Annotated in this window: 14 protein-coding genes and 1 riboswitch; of the genes, 5 read left to right on the top strand and 9 right to left on the bottom strand. The window is 61.7% G+C overall.

The annotated features are described in order from the left end of the window. Window positions 1–87: 87 nt before the first annotated feature. Window positions 88–933 carry a methylenetetrahydrofolate reductase [NAD(P)H] gene (gene metF / locus KJY40_RS28405; RefSeq protein WP_230733976.1) on the bottom strand — a complete coding sequence of 282 codons (846 nt, stop codon included), beginning with the start codon at window positions 931–933 and terminating at the stop codon, window positions 88–90. Window positions 934–1,122: 189 nt separating this feature from the next. Beyond that, window positions 1,123–2,532: an adenosylhomocysteinase gene (gene ahcY / locus KJY40_RS28400; RefSeq protein ID WP_007961892.1), complete on the bottom strand. Its 1,410-nt coding sequence runs from the start codon at window positions 2,530–2,532 to the stop codon at window positions 1,123–1,125. A 23-nt stretch (window positions 2,533–2,555) separates the two neighbouring features. Next, window positions 2,556–2,654, bottom strand: a riboswitch (S-adenosyl-L-homocysteine riboswitch). Window positions 2,655–2,851: 197 nt separating this feature from the next. Between ahcY and KJY40_RS28395 the strand changes: the two genes are divergently transcribed. Further along, complete coding sequence (locus tag KJY40_RS28395) at window positions 2,852–3,259, top strand: acyl-CoA thioesterase (RefSeq protein ID WP_011336338.1); 408 nt, start codon at window positions 2,852–2,854, stop codon at window positions 3,257–3,259. Between the two features lie 73 nt (window positions 3,260–3,332). Beyond that, entirely contained in the window at window positions 3,333–4,220 is an 888-nt protein-coding gene (locus tag KJY40_RS28390; protein WP_230733974.1) for a formate/nitrite transporter family protein, read from the top strand. Here the strand turns inward: KJY40_RS28390 and KJY40_RS28385 are convergent, their stop codons facing one another. Further along, window positions 4,221–5,486: a cation:proton antiporter gene (locus KJY40_RS28385; RefSeq protein WP_115079483.1), complete on the bottom strand. Its 1,266-nt coding sequence runs from the start codon at window positions 5,484–5,486 to the stop codon at window positions 4,221–4,223. 105 nt (window positions 5,487–5,591) lie between these two features. Continuing rightward, entirely contained in the window at window positions 5,592–6,761 is a 1,170-nt protein-coding gene (locus KJY40_RS28380; RefSeq protein WP_007959692.1) for an MFS transporter, read from the bottom strand. A 219-nt stretch (window positions 6,762–6,980) separates the two neighbouring features. Here KJY40_RS28380 and KJY40_RS28375 point away from each other — a divergent pair, with 219 nt between their 5' ends. Continuing rightward, entirely contained in the window at window positions 6,981–7,814 is an 834-nt protein-coding gene (locus KJY40_RS28375) for an EamA family transporter (protein ID WP_230733972.1), read from the top strand. 37 nt (window positions 7,815–7,851) lie between these two features. Continuing rightward, complete coding sequence (locus KJY40_RS28370) at window positions 7,852–8,235, top strand: MAPEG family protein (protein WP_115079481.1); 384 nt, start codon at window positions 7,852–7,854, stop codon at window positions 8,233–8,235. Between the two features lie 169 nt (window positions 8,236–8,404). On the opposite strand, the gene mltA is transcribed toward KJY40_RS28370, so the two are convergent. Continuing rightward, window positions 8,405–9,589 (bottom strand): murein transglycosylase A, encoded by a 1,185-nt coding sequence (gene mltA, locus KJY40_RS28365; protein ID WP_230733970.1) that lies wholly within the window; start codon window positions 9,587–9,589, stop codon window positions 8,405–8,407. 128 nt (window positions 9,590–9,717) lie between these two features. Here mltA and KJY40_RS28360 point away from each other — a divergent pair, with 128 nt between their 5' ends. Then, window positions 9,718–10,167, top strand: coding sequence for a c-type cytochrome (locus KJY40_RS28360; protein WP_007959696.1), 450 nt, complete (start codon window positions 9,718–9,720; stop codon window positions 10,165–10,167). Window positions 10,168–10,302: 135 nt separating this feature from the next. Here the strand turns inward: KJY40_RS28360 and KJY40_RS28355 are convergent, their stop codons facing one another. The 4 genes from KJY40_RS28355 to KJY40_RS28340 all read right to left on the bottom strand — a co-directional run bounded on the left by KJY40_RS28355 (window position 10,303) and on the right by KJY40_RS28340 (window position 14,821). After that, a complete protein-coding gene (locus KJY40_RS28355; protein ID WP_007959697.1) occupies window positions 10,303–10,698 on the bottom strand; it encodes a DUF1090 domain-containing protein in 396 nt (131 codons plus the stop codon). 98 nt (window positions 10,699–10,796) lie between these two features. Beyond that, window positions 10,797–12,473 carry an NAD-dependent DNA ligase LigB gene (gene ligB, locus KJY40_RS28350; protein ID WP_230733968.1) on the bottom strand — a complete coding sequence of 559 codons (1,677 nt, stop codon included), beginning with the start codon at window positions 12,471–12,473 and terminating at the stop codon, window positions 10,797–10,799. Window positions 12,474–12,616: 143 nt separating this feature from the next. Next, window positions 12,617–13,807, bottom strand: coding sequence for a methionine adenosyltransferase (gene metK / locus KJY40_RS28345; protein WP_011336330.1), 1,191 nt, complete (start codon window positions 13,805–13,807; stop codon window positions 12,617–12,619). Window positions 13,808–13,825: 18 nt separating this feature from the next. Continuing rightward, window positions 13,826–14,821 (bottom strand): ArsR/SmtB family transcription factor, encoded by a 996-nt coding sequence (locus tag KJY40_RS28340; protein ID WP_007959700.1) that lies wholly within the window; start codon window positions 14,819–14,821, stop codon window positions 13,826–13,828. Between the last annotated feature and the right edge of the window lie 119 nt (window positions 14,822–14,940).

Raw genomic sequence — 14,940 nt, 5'->3', positions numbered from 1 at the left:
CGGGCGTTGAAAGCAAAAGATCGCAGCGGCGAAAGCGCTGTAGGCGCTGTCGCGACTGCGATCTTCTGGTCCTGCGGTGACGTCTTTTTAGCGCGGCAGCTTCAGGTTGTTCCAGATCGCCAGGCTCGGTTCGGCCTGGTTCATGGAATAGAAGTGCAGGCCGGGCGCGCCGCCTTGCAGCAGGCGTTCGCACATCTCTGTGACGACCTGTTCGCCAAAGCGCTGAATGCTTTGGCTGTCATCGCCGTAGGCTTCCAGCTGCTTGCGGATCCAGCGCGGGATTTCCGCACCGCAGGCATCGGAGAAGCGCGCGAGCTTGCTGTAGTTGGTGATCGGCATGATTCCCGGCACGACCGGAATGTCCACGCCCAGCGCCTGCAAACGGTCGACGAAGTAGAAGTAGCTGTCGGCGTTGAAGAAATACTGGGTGATCGCGCTGTCGGCGCCGGCACGGGCCTTGCGCACGAAATTGGCGAGATCTTCTTCGTAGTTGCGCGCTTGCGGATGCATCTCCGGGTAGGCGGCGACTTCGATGTGGAAATGATTGCCGGTTTCTTCACGAATGAATTCAACCAGTTCATTGGCGTGACGCAGCTCGCCGCTGGTCATGCCCATGCCGGACGGCAGGTCACCACGCAGGGCGACGATGCGCTTGATGCCGGCAGCCTTGTACTCGTTCAGCAGGCCGCGCAGGTCGTCCTTGCTGTCGCCGACGCACGACAGGTGCGGAGCGGCGGGGACTTTGACTTCGCTTTCCAGCTGCAGCACGGTGTTCAGCGTGCGGTCACGGGTCGAGCCGCCCGCGCCGTAGGTGCAGGAAAAGAAGTCAGGGTTGTAGGTGGCCAGCTGACGGGCAGTGGCGAGCAGTTTTTCATGCCCAGCATCGGTCTTGGTCGGGAAGAACTCGAAGCTGTAGCGACGGTCTTGGGACATGGAGGGGACCTCCAGCTACAAGCTGCACGCTTCAAGCTGCAAGAGCAGCGGAGGTGCGCTGGTCTCTTGTGCCTGAAGCTTGCGGCCTGACACTGTTTTGACAAATAGGGGCAGAGCTTTCGGGCTTCGCGCGGCAAGCCCGGCTTGTGGCCTTGCTTGCCGCTTGAAGCCTGAAGCTCGCAGCTGCTCTTAGTAGCGGTAAGCGTGCGGCTTGAACGGGCCTTCGACGGTCACGCCGATGTAGTCAGCCTGTTGCTTGGTCAGTTGAGTGACCACGCCGCCGAAGCCGCGAACCATTTCCAGGGCCACTTCTTCGTCGAGTTTCTTCGGCAGTACTTCAACGGTCAGGCGCTCGGCTTTCTGGGCTGGCGACAGGTCGGCGTACTTCTGGCCGAACAGGAAGATCTGCGCCAGAACCTGGTTGGCGAACGAACCGTCCATGATGCGGCTTGGGTGACCGGTAGCGTTGCCCAGGTTCACCAGACGGCCTTCGGCCAGCAGGATCAGGTAGTCGTCGTTCTGAGCGTCGAAAGCGCCCGGGCCGGTACGGTGGATCTTGTGTACCTGTGGCTTCACTTCTTCCCATGCCCAGTTCTTGCGCATGAAAGCGGTGTCGATTTCGTTGTCGAAGTGACCGATGTTGCAGACAACGGCGCGCTTCTTCAGGGCTTTGAGCATGTTTGCGTCGCAAACGTTGACGTTACCGGTGGTGGTCACGATCAGGTCGATCTTGCCCAGCAGCGCTTTGTCGATGCTTGCTTCGGTGCCGTCGTTGATACCGTCGATGAACGGCGAAACCAGTTCGAAACCGTCCATGCAGGCTTGCATGGCGCAGATCGGGTCGACTTCGGAAACCTTGACGATCATGCCTTCCTGACGCAGGGACTGGGCCGAGCCCTTGCCCACGTCACCGTAGCCGATGACCAGCGCTTGCTTGCCGGACAGCAGGTGGTCGGTGCCGCGCTTGATCGCATCGTTCAGGCTGTGACGGCAGCCGTACTTGTTGTCGTTCTTGGACTTGGTCACCGAGTCGTTGACGTTGATGGCCGGGATCTTCAGCTCGCCCTTGGCCAGCATGTCCAGCAGACGGTGCACGCCGGTGGTGGTTTCTTCGGTCACGCCGTGAACACGGTCCAGAACCTGTGGGTATTTCTTGTGCAGCAGCTCGGTCAGGTCGCCGCCGTCGTCGAGGATCATGTTGGCGTCCCAGGGCTGGCCATCTTTCAGGATGGTCTGCTCCAGGCACCACTCGTACTCTTCTTCAGTCTCGCCTTTCCAGGCGAAAACCGGGATGCCGGCAGCGGCGATGGAAGCAGCAGCCTGATCCTGAGTCGAGAAGATGTTGCAGGACGACCAGCGCACTTCGGCACCCAGGGCAACCAGGGTTTCGATCAGCACGGCGGTCTGAATGGTCATGTGGATGCAGCCGAGGATTTTTGCGCCTTTCAAAGGCTGCTCGGAAGCGTACTTGCGACGCAGACCCATCAGGGCCGGCATTTCCGACTCGGCGATGATGGTTTCGCGACGGCCCCAGGCAGCCAGGGACATGTCGGCAACTTTGTAATCGTTAAAATCTGCAGGCGTGATAACAGCGCTCATGAAGAGCCTCCATTCGTAATGTATGCGAATGGGCGCCGTTGTGCGTTTAGTGTCCGGCCTGAGCCGGTCAACGCCCCATCCGAGCCTGACAGGTTGAACCTGCTGCAGCGCCCCTCGGACAGGTGGCGGGAAAACGGTATCAAGTGAAGGTTACCGTTTTGAAACGGGGGCGATTATAGCCGTCTAGACTGATCTTCCAAAGGGTTTCTGTCGGCCAGATGAAGATCGCTAATCGCGACCATAGTAGAAGCCTCATGGAGCATGACCGCTCAGTCTGCCAAGATGGCGCCATCATTCGGCAAGACGCTCAGGAGTGAAGATGAATTTCCACACCCGCAAGTGGGTAAAACCCGAAGACCTCAACCCCAACGGCACCCTGTTCGGCGGCAGTCTGCTGCGCTGGATCGACGAAGAAGCCGCGATCTACGCCATCGTTCAACTGGGCAACCAGCGCGTGGTGACCAAGTACATTTCTGAAATCAACTTCGTCAGCGCTTCGCGCCAGGGCGACATCATCGAACTGGGCATCACCGCCACCGAGTTCGGCCGCACCTCGATCACCTTGACCTGCGAAGTGCGCAACAAGATCACCCGCAAGAGCATCCTGACCGTCGAGAAAATGGTCTTCGTCAACCTCGGCGAAGACGGCTTGCCGGCGCCGCACGGGCGGACCGAGATCAGGTATGTCAAAGACCAGTTCAAGGATGACGTGCCCGTTACCGAGTAATCGCGTCACACCGGCGAACGGAAGCCGAGCGGCGCGTGTCGTAGCCTTATGACCCCGCCACCGGTTTCCCGCCATGACCACACCAACAGACGGCAAGACCCCCGATCTCTCGGCCAAGGAACAGCACGAAGTCGAGAAAAACCAGCCGCCCCGCGCGGCGGTTCTGCATGAAATCATCCGCAAACAGGGCGACCAGGAACTGGAGCGCAGCATCGCCGCGCTGTGGTGGTCGGCGCTGGCGGCCGGGCTGACCATGGGCCTGTCGCTGATGGGCATGGGTCTGCTCAACTCGCGTCTGCCCGAGGGCGACGAATTCAAGGTGATCGCCAGCTTCGGTTACTGCGCAGGTTTTCTCGCGGTGATCCTCGCCCGCCAGCAACTGTTCACCGAAAACACCCTGACCGCCGTGCTGCCGGTGATGACCAAACCGACCCTGGCCAATTTCGGCCGGCTGATCCGGCTCTGGACGGTGGTGCTGTTCGGCAACCTGTGCGGGACGATCCTGGTGGCGTACGTGATGCTCGAACTGCCGATCTTCGACAGCAAGACCGACGAGGCCTTCCTCGAAATCGGCCGCAAGGTCATGGAGAACCACGCGAGTCAGATGTTCGCCAAGGGCATCGTCTCAGGCTGGATGATCGCCACCATGGTCTGGATGATCCCGTCCATGGAGAGCGCGAAGATGTGGATCATCATCCTCATTACCTACTTCATGGCGCTGGGCGATTTCACGCACATCGTGGTGGGGTCGGCGGAGGTGTCGTATCTGGTGTTTGCCGGCGAGTTGCCGTGGAGTGACTTCTGGGCGGTGTTTGCCGGACCGACCCTGGCGGGGAACATCATCGGCGGCAGTTTCATCTTCGCCCTGATCAGTCATGCGCAGATCCGCAGCGAAAGCGGCAAACCGAAGGAGTCTGCGGATCAGGCCGAAAAGCCCGATCCGCAGCAGATCAGGAAATGATCAGTGGTGCGCTGGCTCGGCAGCGCTCGCCGGCTCGCCACGCGTTGCATGCTTGACCAGTTTGCCGATGGTCAGGCCCTGCAACAGGATCGACGACAGCACCACGATGTAAGTGATGCTCAGCAGCAGATCGCGCTCCGGGCCCAGCGGCAGGGCCAGGGCCAATGCCACCGAAACACCGCCGCGCAAACCACCCCAGGTCAGGATCCGGATCGTGCCGCGCGGCACCGTGCGCCAGCGTCGCAACAGGACAATGGCCGGGGCCACGGTGAGCAGGCGCGACAGCAGAATCGCAAGTGCCAGCAGGCTTGCCGCAGCCACGTGCAGCCAGTTGAACGGCAGTAGCAACAGCTCCATCCCGATCAGCGCGAACAGCAGGGCGTTGAGCATGTCGTCGAGCAATTCCCAGAAACCGTCGAGGTATTTGCGGGTCATGTCGTTCATCGCCAGGTTGCGACCGAGGTTACCGATGATCAGACCGGCGACCACCATCGCGATCGGCGCCGAGACGTGCAGCTCGGTGGCCATTGCCGAACCGCCGATCACCAGCGCCAGGGTCAGCATGACTTCGATCTGGTGCTGCTCGATGCTCTTGATCATCAGGTACACCAGATAACCGATCAGCCCGCCGAACAGCACGCCGCCGATGGCTTCATGGGCAAACAGCATGGCTGTGGCGCCGACGGTCGGGGTTTCGCCCAGTTGCGCGATGCCCAGCAGCACGGTGAACACCACGACGGCGGTGCCGTCGTTGAACAGCGATTCGCCGACGATGGTGGTTTTCAACGGCTTCGAGGCGTTGGCCGTACGCAGCACGCCGAGTACCGCGATCGGGTCGGTCGGGGAAATCAGCGCGCCGAACAACAGGCAGTAAAGGAAGCTCACGTGCCAGCCGAACAGGGCAAAAATGTAGTAGGCGAGGCTGCCGATCACGGCGGTGGCGATCAGTACGCCGAAGGTCGCCAGCAGGCCGATCGGCCAGCGGTAGCTGCGCAGGTCGTTCAGGTTCACGTGCAAGGCGCCGGCGAACAGCAGGAACGAGAGCATCCAGTTCATCAGCAGATCGCCGAAGTCGATCTGGCCGATCAGTTGCTGTACGCGCTCTTCGAGACCGGGATAACCGAGCAGGCTCAGGCCTTGCAGCAACAGGGAAAACATCAGTGCGGTAACCATCACGCCGATGGTCGGGGGCAGGCCGATGAAGCGGAAATTGACGAAGGTGAGGAGGGTGGTGAGGCAGATGAAAGCGGCGACAAGTTCAAGCATCCGGGGTCCTTTGGATGGGGGTGGAAAGACAGCGCGCCCGTTCATGGACGCAAGGGTTGGATGGGCTGACGCCGGGTGGGGACACAATTGTGTCCCCCGGGGAAATCAGCCGGACACATTGACCGCAGCGACACCCCGACGTTGCAGGTAAATGAAAAACAGCGCCGTCAGCACGGTCAGCACGCCCACCAGCGCGCCGGTCCACGGCAGGTCCGCCAGATCCGCGCCACTGGCCACCACTAGTCCGCCGATCCACGCGCCAGCGGCATTGCCGAGGTTGAACGCGCTCTGGTTCAGGGTCGAGCCGAGGTTCGGTGCTTCATGCGCCTGATCGATGATCAGCAGTTGCAGGATCGGGCACAGGGCGAAGGCAAAAATCCCCCACAGCACCAGCGTGATCGCCGCCGGAACCACCGAGCGACTGGTCTGGCTGAACGCCGCCAGAATCACCACCACCGCCAGCGCGACACCCACCAGCGACGGCAGCAGGCGGCTGTCGGCCAAGCGTCCGCCGAGCATGCTGCCGCCGGTCAGGCCGACGCCGAACAACAACAGCATCACGGTCACGCCGTGAGGGCTGACGCCGGTGATGTCCTGCAGAATCGGCGCGATGTAGGTGAACACGCTGAACAGGCTGGTGGACGCCAGCACGCTCATGCCCAGCGCCAGCAACACGTTGACCTTGCCCAGCACCTTGAATTCGCTGGCGAGGTTGGCCTTGTCCATCGGGATGTGTTTCGGCAACCACAGCCATTGGGCTAGGGCGGCGATCACACCGATCACCGAAACCGCCCAGAAGGTCGAACGCCAGCCGGCGTACTGGCCGAGCGCCGTGCCCAGCGGTACGCCGAGGACGTTGGCCAGGGTCAGACCGGTGAACATCATCGCAATCGCCTGCGCCCGCTTGTTCGGCGCGACCAGCCCGGCGGCCACCACCGAACCGATGCCGAAGAACGCACCGTGGCACAGCGCGGTGACCACCCGCGCCGCCATCAGCGTTGCGTAGTTCGGCGCCAGTGCGCACAGCACGTTGCCGAGTATGAACATCAGCGTCATGCCCAGCAGCGTGGCCTTGCGCGGCATGTTGGCGGTACCGATCGCGAGGATCGGCGCACCGAACACTACGCCCAGGGCGTAGCCGGTGATCAACAGACCCGCGTGGGGAATGCTCACCGCGAGGTCGCGGGCGACATCGGGCAACAGGCCCATGATGACGAATTCAGTGGTGCCGATGCCGAAAGCGGCAACAGCGAGTGCAAGCAAGGCGAGTGGCATGCGCAAGGTCTCTGTCGGTAGTCTTGACGCTTTGATCAGGCATACGCAGGCCGGCGACCGGTCTCGGACGAGATCGGGACAGGCAGGAATTATTGGAATTTATCTGTGCGCAACTGAGTGCGGCGTGGTCGCTTGCAGTATAAACAGCTGCTGACACATCGCGAATCAATAATCTGACTAATTGGCTCAGGCTCAATAACAAGAATCAAGGAGTGGCACGTGCTGGCGACAGCTCTGGTGTTGGTGGCGGCGCTGTTGCACGCAGCGTGGAATACGTTGATCAAGTTCAGCGCCGAGCGGCTGCTGGTGGTGGCCTGCATGGACACCGTGGCGCTGTTGTTCGTCACGCTGGCATTCCCTTTCATCAGTCTGCCGCCGGCGGAAATCTGGCCGTGGATTCTGGCGTCGGCGGCGTTCGAATTGTTGTATCGCTATCTGTTGATCCAGGCCTATCGGGTCGGCGATCTGGGGCTGGTCTATCCGTTGATGCGCGGACTGTCGCCGCTGGTGGTGCTGGCGCTGACCCTGATCTTCGCCGGCGAAGTGCTCACCATCCAGCAGATCTTCGGGATCATGCTGATCCCGCTGGGCATGGCTTGCCTGCTCTGGCAGGGTGGCGGCGGGAAGCACTTGCCGTGGTCGATGCTGCCGGTGGTGGCGCTGATCGGCTTGTGCATCGGTTGCTACACCTACATCGATGGCCAGGCCTTGCGGCGCTGGTCGCATCCGCTGGATTACCTGGTCTGGGTCACGCTGCTCAGTGCCTGGCCTTTCCCGTTGCTGGCGTGGGTGGCCAAGCGTCCGGCGTTCATGCTGTTCTGGCGCGAGCAATGGAAGCTGGGACTGGCGGTCGGGTTCTGCGTGTTGTTCAGCTACGCTCTGGTGCTGTGGGCGATGCAGTTGGGCTCGATTGCCGAAGCGGCGGCGTTGCGTGAAATCAGCGTGATTCTGGTGGTGCTGTTCGGCATGCGTTACCTGAAAGAACCTTTCGGCCGGCCGCGGCTCTTAGCCTGTGGGCTGGTGCTGATCGGCATGCTGGTGATGAAGTTCTGACCCGCCAACACTCTAAAAACTGAAGAAGGACGGCGTTATGACGGTGGCTCTGTGGTGCGTTTTCATTGCGATTTTTCTGCCCTACCTGTGCACAGGCGTGGCCAAGGCTGTCGGTGGTTATCGGCTGAGCGACAACCACGATCCCCGGGACTTTCTCGAAAGCCTGAACGGCGTGGCGCGGCGTGCCCATGCGGCGCAACTCAACAGCTTTGAAGTGACGCCGGCGTTTGCGGCAGCGGTGATCGTTGCGCACCTGGTCGGCACGGCAGAGCTGGTGACGGTCAACGTGCTGGCGGTGCTGTTCATCACCAGTCGCCTGCTCTACATCATTTGCTATCTGGCGGACTGGGCGATTCTGCGGTCGCTGGTGTGGTTTGTCGGGATGGGGCTGATTGCTTCGTTCTTCTTTGTGTCTGTCTGATTCTTGAGCGCTGCTACTGGCCTCTTCGTCGGATCGCCGCCCGGAGCAAGCCCGCGCCCACAGGGTTCTCTGGTGCACACAGGATTTGTGCTCGCTATTGATACCTGTGGGAGCGGCGGTGCGACGATTCGACTTGCCCGCGAAGGCGATAGCTCAAGCGCCGAGGCGCTTAAGGTTTGTCCTTCACCGTGTCGGCGACTTGGGGCACTTGCGGCAACGCCGCGCCTTTTGGCCAGAGCATCCAGATCTGCCCTTGCTGCTTCATGTCGCCGGCCAGTTGCCCGGCGGCATCACCGGTGCCCCAGAACAGATCCGCACGAACTTCGCCGGCAATCGCGCCGCCGGTGTCCTGCGCGGCCACCGGGCGTACCAGTGCCGTGCCGTCCGGGCGGGTGGTCGACAGCCACAACAGACTGCCCAGCGGAATCACTTTGCGATCCACTGCTGCGCTATAACCGGCGGTCAGCGGCACATTCAACGAGCCGCGCGGGCCTTCGTTGCTGTCCGGGTTGCGGGTGAAGAACACGTAGCTCGGGTTGCTCGCCAGCAGTTCCGGAATGCGCGACGGGTTGGCCTTGGCCCAGTTGCTGATCGCGCCCATGGTCACTTCTTCTTTTTTCAGCTCGCCCTGTTCCACCAGCCAGCGGCCGATCGGCCGGTACGGGTGACCGTTCTGGTCGGCGTAGGCGATGCGCAGCTGGCGACCGTCATCGGTCTGGATCCGACCCGAACCCTGAATCTGCAGGAATTGCAGGTTCATCGGGTCGGTCAGCCACGCCACGACCGGCGCCTTGACGCCCTGGCTCTCGATGGTCGCCGCGTCGTCGTAAGGCTTGAGCACACGACCTTCGAGGCGTCCGCGCAGACGCTTGCCTTTCAGTTCCGGGTAAATGCTGTCCAGCGAGACAATGATCATGTCTTCGGGCACGCCATACACCGGCACGTTGGCGGTGGCGGTTTGCGTCAGGCTGCCGGGATAGACCGGTTCGTAGTAGCCGGTGATCAGGCCGTTGGGGTTGTCGTTCTCGGCGCGCAGGCCGAACACGTCGAGGTTCTGCTTGAGGAAGGCGCGGATGTCGCCGGCGCTTTGCGGCACATTGGCGGCTGCTGCACAGGTCGTGCCCCAGACCGGGTCAGCCTTGAGCCGGGTGCAGGCGCTGCGCCACGAACCGAAACCGGCCACCAGGTCGCTATCGGACACTGCCGGCAGGGCTTCCCAGGTGGCACTGGAATACGTGGCCAGGGCGTGGGTTTTCGGCTTGGCGCTGTCGCCACCGGTGCAGCCGGCGAGGATTGCCAGTAGCGGGAGGGTAGCGATAAGCGGATGACGCCAGGCCTTGAAACGGCTGTTCATGGAGAATTTCCTGTGCCGGTTGCAAAAGTGCTCCATGCGCTCAAGCAACCCTTATTGTTAATAGGGCTATTGGTGTTTGGCGGTGACCCGAGGATACTGGCCGCCGATTTCCGTGACCTGAAGCCACCATGACTCTTAAAAGAATTTCTGTTGTATTGCTGGCCTGTCTGACCTTGTCCGCCTGCGGCGGTGTCGACCCGAATTCCCCGCTGGGTCAGCGCAAGGCGATCTTCAAGCAGATGCTCAAGACCGGCGAAGACCTGGGCGGCATGCTGCGCGGACGCATTGCCTTCGACGGGCCGAAGTTTGCGGAAGGCGCGGTCAAGCTCGATGCGTTGTCCCATGAGCCGTGGAAACATTTCCCGCAGGTGCGCGAAGAAGATCACACCAGCGCCAAGGACGATGTCTGGCAGAAACAGGCGCGCTTCCAGGAAATGGCCCGCACCCTTGAAGCGGCCACCGGTGAACTGGTGATCGCCAGCAAGGTTCAACCGTACAAGGCCAGCAACCTGGGGCCTGCCGTGCAGAAAGTCGAAGATGCCTGCAGTGCCTGCCATAAAGAGTTTCGCGACCATTGATTTTTGTTGTTTGAGTTGATGCCCTCTTCGCGAGCAAGCCCGCTCCCACACTTGACCGTATTCACCTGAACAACCCGGTCTGATGTGGGAGCGGGCTTGCTCGCGAAGAGGGCATCAAACTCAACGCATTGGCGGTTACTTGTCGAGTTCGTCCAGCGCGTCCTGCAATTCCTTGCGCGATTCGGCGAGCTTGTTCTTGCGCTTGTCGATCTTCTCCGGATCGCCTTTCTTCATGGCCTTGTCCAGATCGGCCTGACGCTTGCTCACTTCGTGCTTGGCGTCGAGCACCTTGTTTTCGCGTTCTTTCTTCAGGCCGGCATCGGTGCAGTGTTCGGTAACTTCGCGCAGGGCGGTTTCGAGGCCGGCCTGCTGGTCGGCGTTGCCGCGGGACTTGGCTTGTTCGATCTGATTGATGATGCCCTGCTTCTTGGCGGCACAACCGGTCAGGCCCGGCGCGTCTTCGTCGGCCATCACGGGGGCGGCGAGGACTGCGCAGAAAGACAGCAGGGCGAGCGGTGCGAGAAATTTCATAAAAGCTCCATGTGCAAAGGCAATCGGGTCGGTGAAGCACTGCGCTGTTGGAGCGCTCCGGCGGACATTGGGTTCCCGGCGGGCCGGGGATTGCGTGTTCAGAAGCCGTCGACGCCGGCGGCTTGCAGGGTTTCACTCAGGGCCAGTACCTGCGGGTCGCGAAAAAAGGCGCTTAACTGCGCCGCGCGGCCCGGGCCGATTCCGGCTTCTGCCTGCCATTGTTCGGTATTGCGTTGTGCCAGCGCCTGCCATGAATCGGCGAGTGTTGCCTGACCGGTCGGCGGCAGCCCCAGGGCTTTGAGCCACTGCAGGAACGGCCGTTGGCGGGCGCTGTGAAAACTGTGCAGCAGGCGGGCACTGCTGCGCCCGCCGAGACCAGCAATGTTAGCAAGCTCCGGCTCGTCGAGGGTCAACCAATCCAGCAGGCCGTTCAGGCGGCCTGTTTTCAGAAGTTTCTCCCAGGTGCCGCGACCGACATGGGGCAGGGCCAGTCCCTGCTTGCCGCTGAGCCAGGTCAGGCGCGCGAGGAACTGGCTTTCGCAGCCCGGAGTCGGTTGCCAGCAGCTCAGGGCGTGAAAGTCGCTGGCGAGCGGAACGTTCAGATCCGCGCGTTCAGTGCTGCGCAGTAGCACGTCGTCGAGACGCGGGATCGTCAGCCCGGCCAGGCTGATTGCCACCTGATCGCCGGGGCGAATGTCCAGTTCCTGCCAGCGCCGGAGCGAACTGACGCTGACCCGTTTGATCTGCCGGTCATCGAGCATCACCGGAGACAGTTCAAGCACCGGCGTAATGCGCCCGGTGCGGCCGATCTTGAAGTGCACCTTGCGCACATCGGCCAGCGCCTGGGCGAAAGGGTATTTCCAGGCGACGGCCCAGTAGGGCGGACGAGCCTGCCAGCGTTCGGCGGGCGGTCGCAGGCTTTGGCGCAGAACCACGCCGTCCGTGGCGAAGGGCAATGGCGAGCGATACCAGTGATCGCGCCAGCGTTGCGCATCGATCAGGCTGGCGACGGCCTGGGTGTAGGGCTCCGTAGTGGGAAAGCCGAATTGCGTCAGGGCGGCGATCCGCTCCGGTAATTCGTTTGGCCCTTGCGGCCAGTCCCAGACAAACAGCCCGATGCCAGCGGCGTGTTCCGCGTCGAGATCCTTGCGCACCAGCAGTCCGGCCACGGTGGCGCGGGCGTTGGCGCTGCCGGCACGTGCCTGCGTATGCCCGTTCAAACGCCAGTAGAGTTCGCCTTGCACCAGCAGATCCTGCGGTTGCGTCAGCTGTTGCGGAATGGCTCCGATCTTTTTTGCCGAAGCCGTCCAGTCCTGCCCGTGAGCGCCATCCCCGCGACTGATCGCCTGATGCAGTCGACCGTCGCGATAGATCAGGGTCACCGCCACGCCATCGACCTTGGGTTGTACCCAGACGTCCTTTCGGTCGCGCAGCCAGGTCGCGATGTCCGCCGCGTCATGAAGTTTGTCGAGGCCGGTGTGAGCGACAGGGTGCGCAACCGGGCCTGATGCGGTACGCAACGGCCCGGGTGGTGAGGGAAGTTTGAAGCACCGGCGCCATTGGTTCAGGCGCAGGCGTGACTGATCGTAGAGCTCATCGGCGATCACCGAGCGGCCTTCGCGATGATAGGCGTCGTCCCAGCGATCGATCTGTTGTTGCAGGGCGGCGACTTCGCTCGATGCTCGATCGGCGGCCCAGTCTGGGCAGTCGGCAGCAAAGACGTTGAAGTGGAAAGCCGGCAGGAAAAACAAAAACATGCGCAGTGTGGCAAGCATCGTGAGCGTCCTTGCTCAGGGAGATGCTTGAAGGCTAGTCGGGATTTTGAAGCGGGCCGCGCGGCTGTTTTGCCGGTTGTTTCGCGGCCATGAAAAAGCCCCGCACGGCGAACCGTGCGGGGCTTCTTGTACCGCCAGGAAAATTACAGGCCGGCAGCAGAACGCAGAGCGTCGGCGCGGTCGGTTTTTTCCCAGGTGAACGTGGAGAAGGTGTCTTCGCCAACAGTCTTGGTCTGCGGAGCACGGCCGAAGTGGCCGTAGGCTGCGGTTTCCTGGTACATCGGGTGCAGCAGATCCAGCATGGTGGTGATCGCGTATGGACGCAGGTCGAACACTTCGCGGACCAGTTTGATGATCTTGTCATCGCTGATCTTGCCGGTGCCGAAGGTGTTCAGCGAGATCGAAGTCGGCTGGGCCACACCGATCGCGTAGGAAACCTGAATCTCGCAACGCTCGGCCAGGCCGGCAGCCACGATGTTCTTGGCAACGTAACGGCCAGCGTAGGCAGCCGAACGGTCAACCTTCGATGGATCTTTACCGGAGAACGCGCCGCCGCCGTGACGGGCCATGCCGCCGTAGCTGTCGACGATGATCTTGCGACCGGTCAGACCGCAGTCACCTACCGGGCCGCCAATGATGAACTGGCCGGTCGGGTTGATGTGGAACTGGGTGTCCTTGCTCAGCAGTTCGGCAGGCAGCACGTGCTTGACGATCAGCTCCATCACGCCTTCGCGCAGGTCGTTGTACGACACTTCAGGGTTGTGCTGGGTCGACAGAACCACGGCGTCGATACCGACAACCTTGCCGCCTTCGTAACGGCAGGTCACTTGCGACTTGGCGTCCGGACGCAGCCAAGGCAGCAGACCCGATTTACGGGCTTCGGCCTGACGCTGTACCAGCTGGTGCGAGAAGGTGATCGGTGCTGGCATCAGCACGTCGGTTTCGTTGCTGGCGTAGCCGAACATCAGGCCCTGGTCGCCGGCGCCCTGATCTTCAGGCTTGGCACGGTCAACACCCTGGTTGATGTCAGGGGACTGCTTGCCGATGATGTTCATCACGCCGCAGGTCGCGCCGTCGAAGCCAACGTCGGAGCTGGTGTAGCCGATGTCGCAAATCACGTCACGAACGATCTGCTCCAGGTCGACCCAGGCGCTGGTGGTCACTTCACCGGCAACGATGGCCACGCCAGTCTTGACCAGGGTTTCCACCGCAACGCGTGCGTGCTTGTCCTGGGCGATGATGGCGTCCAGCACTGCATCGGAAATCTGGTCGGCGATTTTGTCCGGATGTCCTTCAGACACGGACTCGGAGGTGAAGAGGGAGTATTCGCTCATCTCGATGTTTTCCTGAATTTACCGATGGTGAGTGTCGCCAGCCGGTCGCTGAAAATGGCGGACCTGGATCTGGAAACCATTACGTAAGCCTACATAGAGGCTTTCCCCGGGAACGAGTCCCGCAGCGGTGGCCCAACGGGCCAGATCGTCCTGTTCAAACCCCAACCACAGATCACCGCAGGCCTCCCTGGCCCAACTCTGGTTGTGGCTACATAACTCTGTCACGAGCAGGCTACCGCCCGGTTGCAGCAGGCTGGCCATGTGCTTGAGCGCTTCGGCCGGCGCGGCGAAATGGTGCAACACCATGTTCAACACCACGCAATCGGCCTGAAGGCTCACGCCATTCAATGCATCGGCCAATTGCAGGCTGACGTTAGCCAGCTGTTCACGTTCACATACCTGACGGGCCAGTTCGAGCATCGCCGCGCTGTTGTCCAGTGCGGTTACGGTGCCGAAGCGGCGCGCCAGTTCCGGCAGGAAAGCTCCATCGCCGGGGCCGACTTCAATGGCCGTGGCAGCGCCATTGAAATTCAGTTTGTCGAGCAGGGCCAGCACGCTTTCACGGTACTGCGGCAGACCGGCAATCAAATCCTGCTGGGCGCGGAATTTCTCCGCGACCCGGGCGAAAAAGTCCTGGCTGTTGGCCGCGCGTTGCCCGTGAACCTGTGCGATCCGGGTTTCCACGTCGGCCGGCAGCGCCAGATTGTCGACTTCTTCTAACAACGCCGCGTGCAACTTGCCGCCCAGCAACTCGGTGTGGGGCAGGGCGCGGCGATAGAACACCGCATTGCCTTCGCGGCGAGTCGCCACCAGATCCGCCTGCGCCAGCACTTTAAGGTGATGGCTCATGCCGGACTGGCCGATATCGAAAATCTGCGCCAGTTCCAGTACGCCGAACGAGTCGTTGGCCAGGGCGCGCAATACATTCAGCCGCAGCGGATCGCCGCCGGCCTTGCACAGGGCCGCCAGCTCGTCGCAATCGTCATGGCGAATGGAAGGCACGCGTAAGTTCATAGGGCTGGCAGTCTAGTGACGGGTGGAATCCATCGCAAGGCCTATATCAAAAAGTTTTGATATTGCTCGATGGATGGCGCATTCGATTGCACTTCTCACTGCCCGGTTAACTCTACAAA

Origin of the sequence: Pseudomonas fitomaticsae (assembly GCF_021018765.1) — a bacterium.
Classification (GTDB): Bacteria; Pseudomonadota; Gammaproteobacteria; order Pseudomonadales; family Pseudomonadaceae; genus Aquipseudomonas; species Aquipseudomonas fitomaticsae.
The sequence above is the reverse complement of the archived record's forward strand: the minus strand, read 5'-3'. Positions and strand labels throughout refer to the sequence as shown.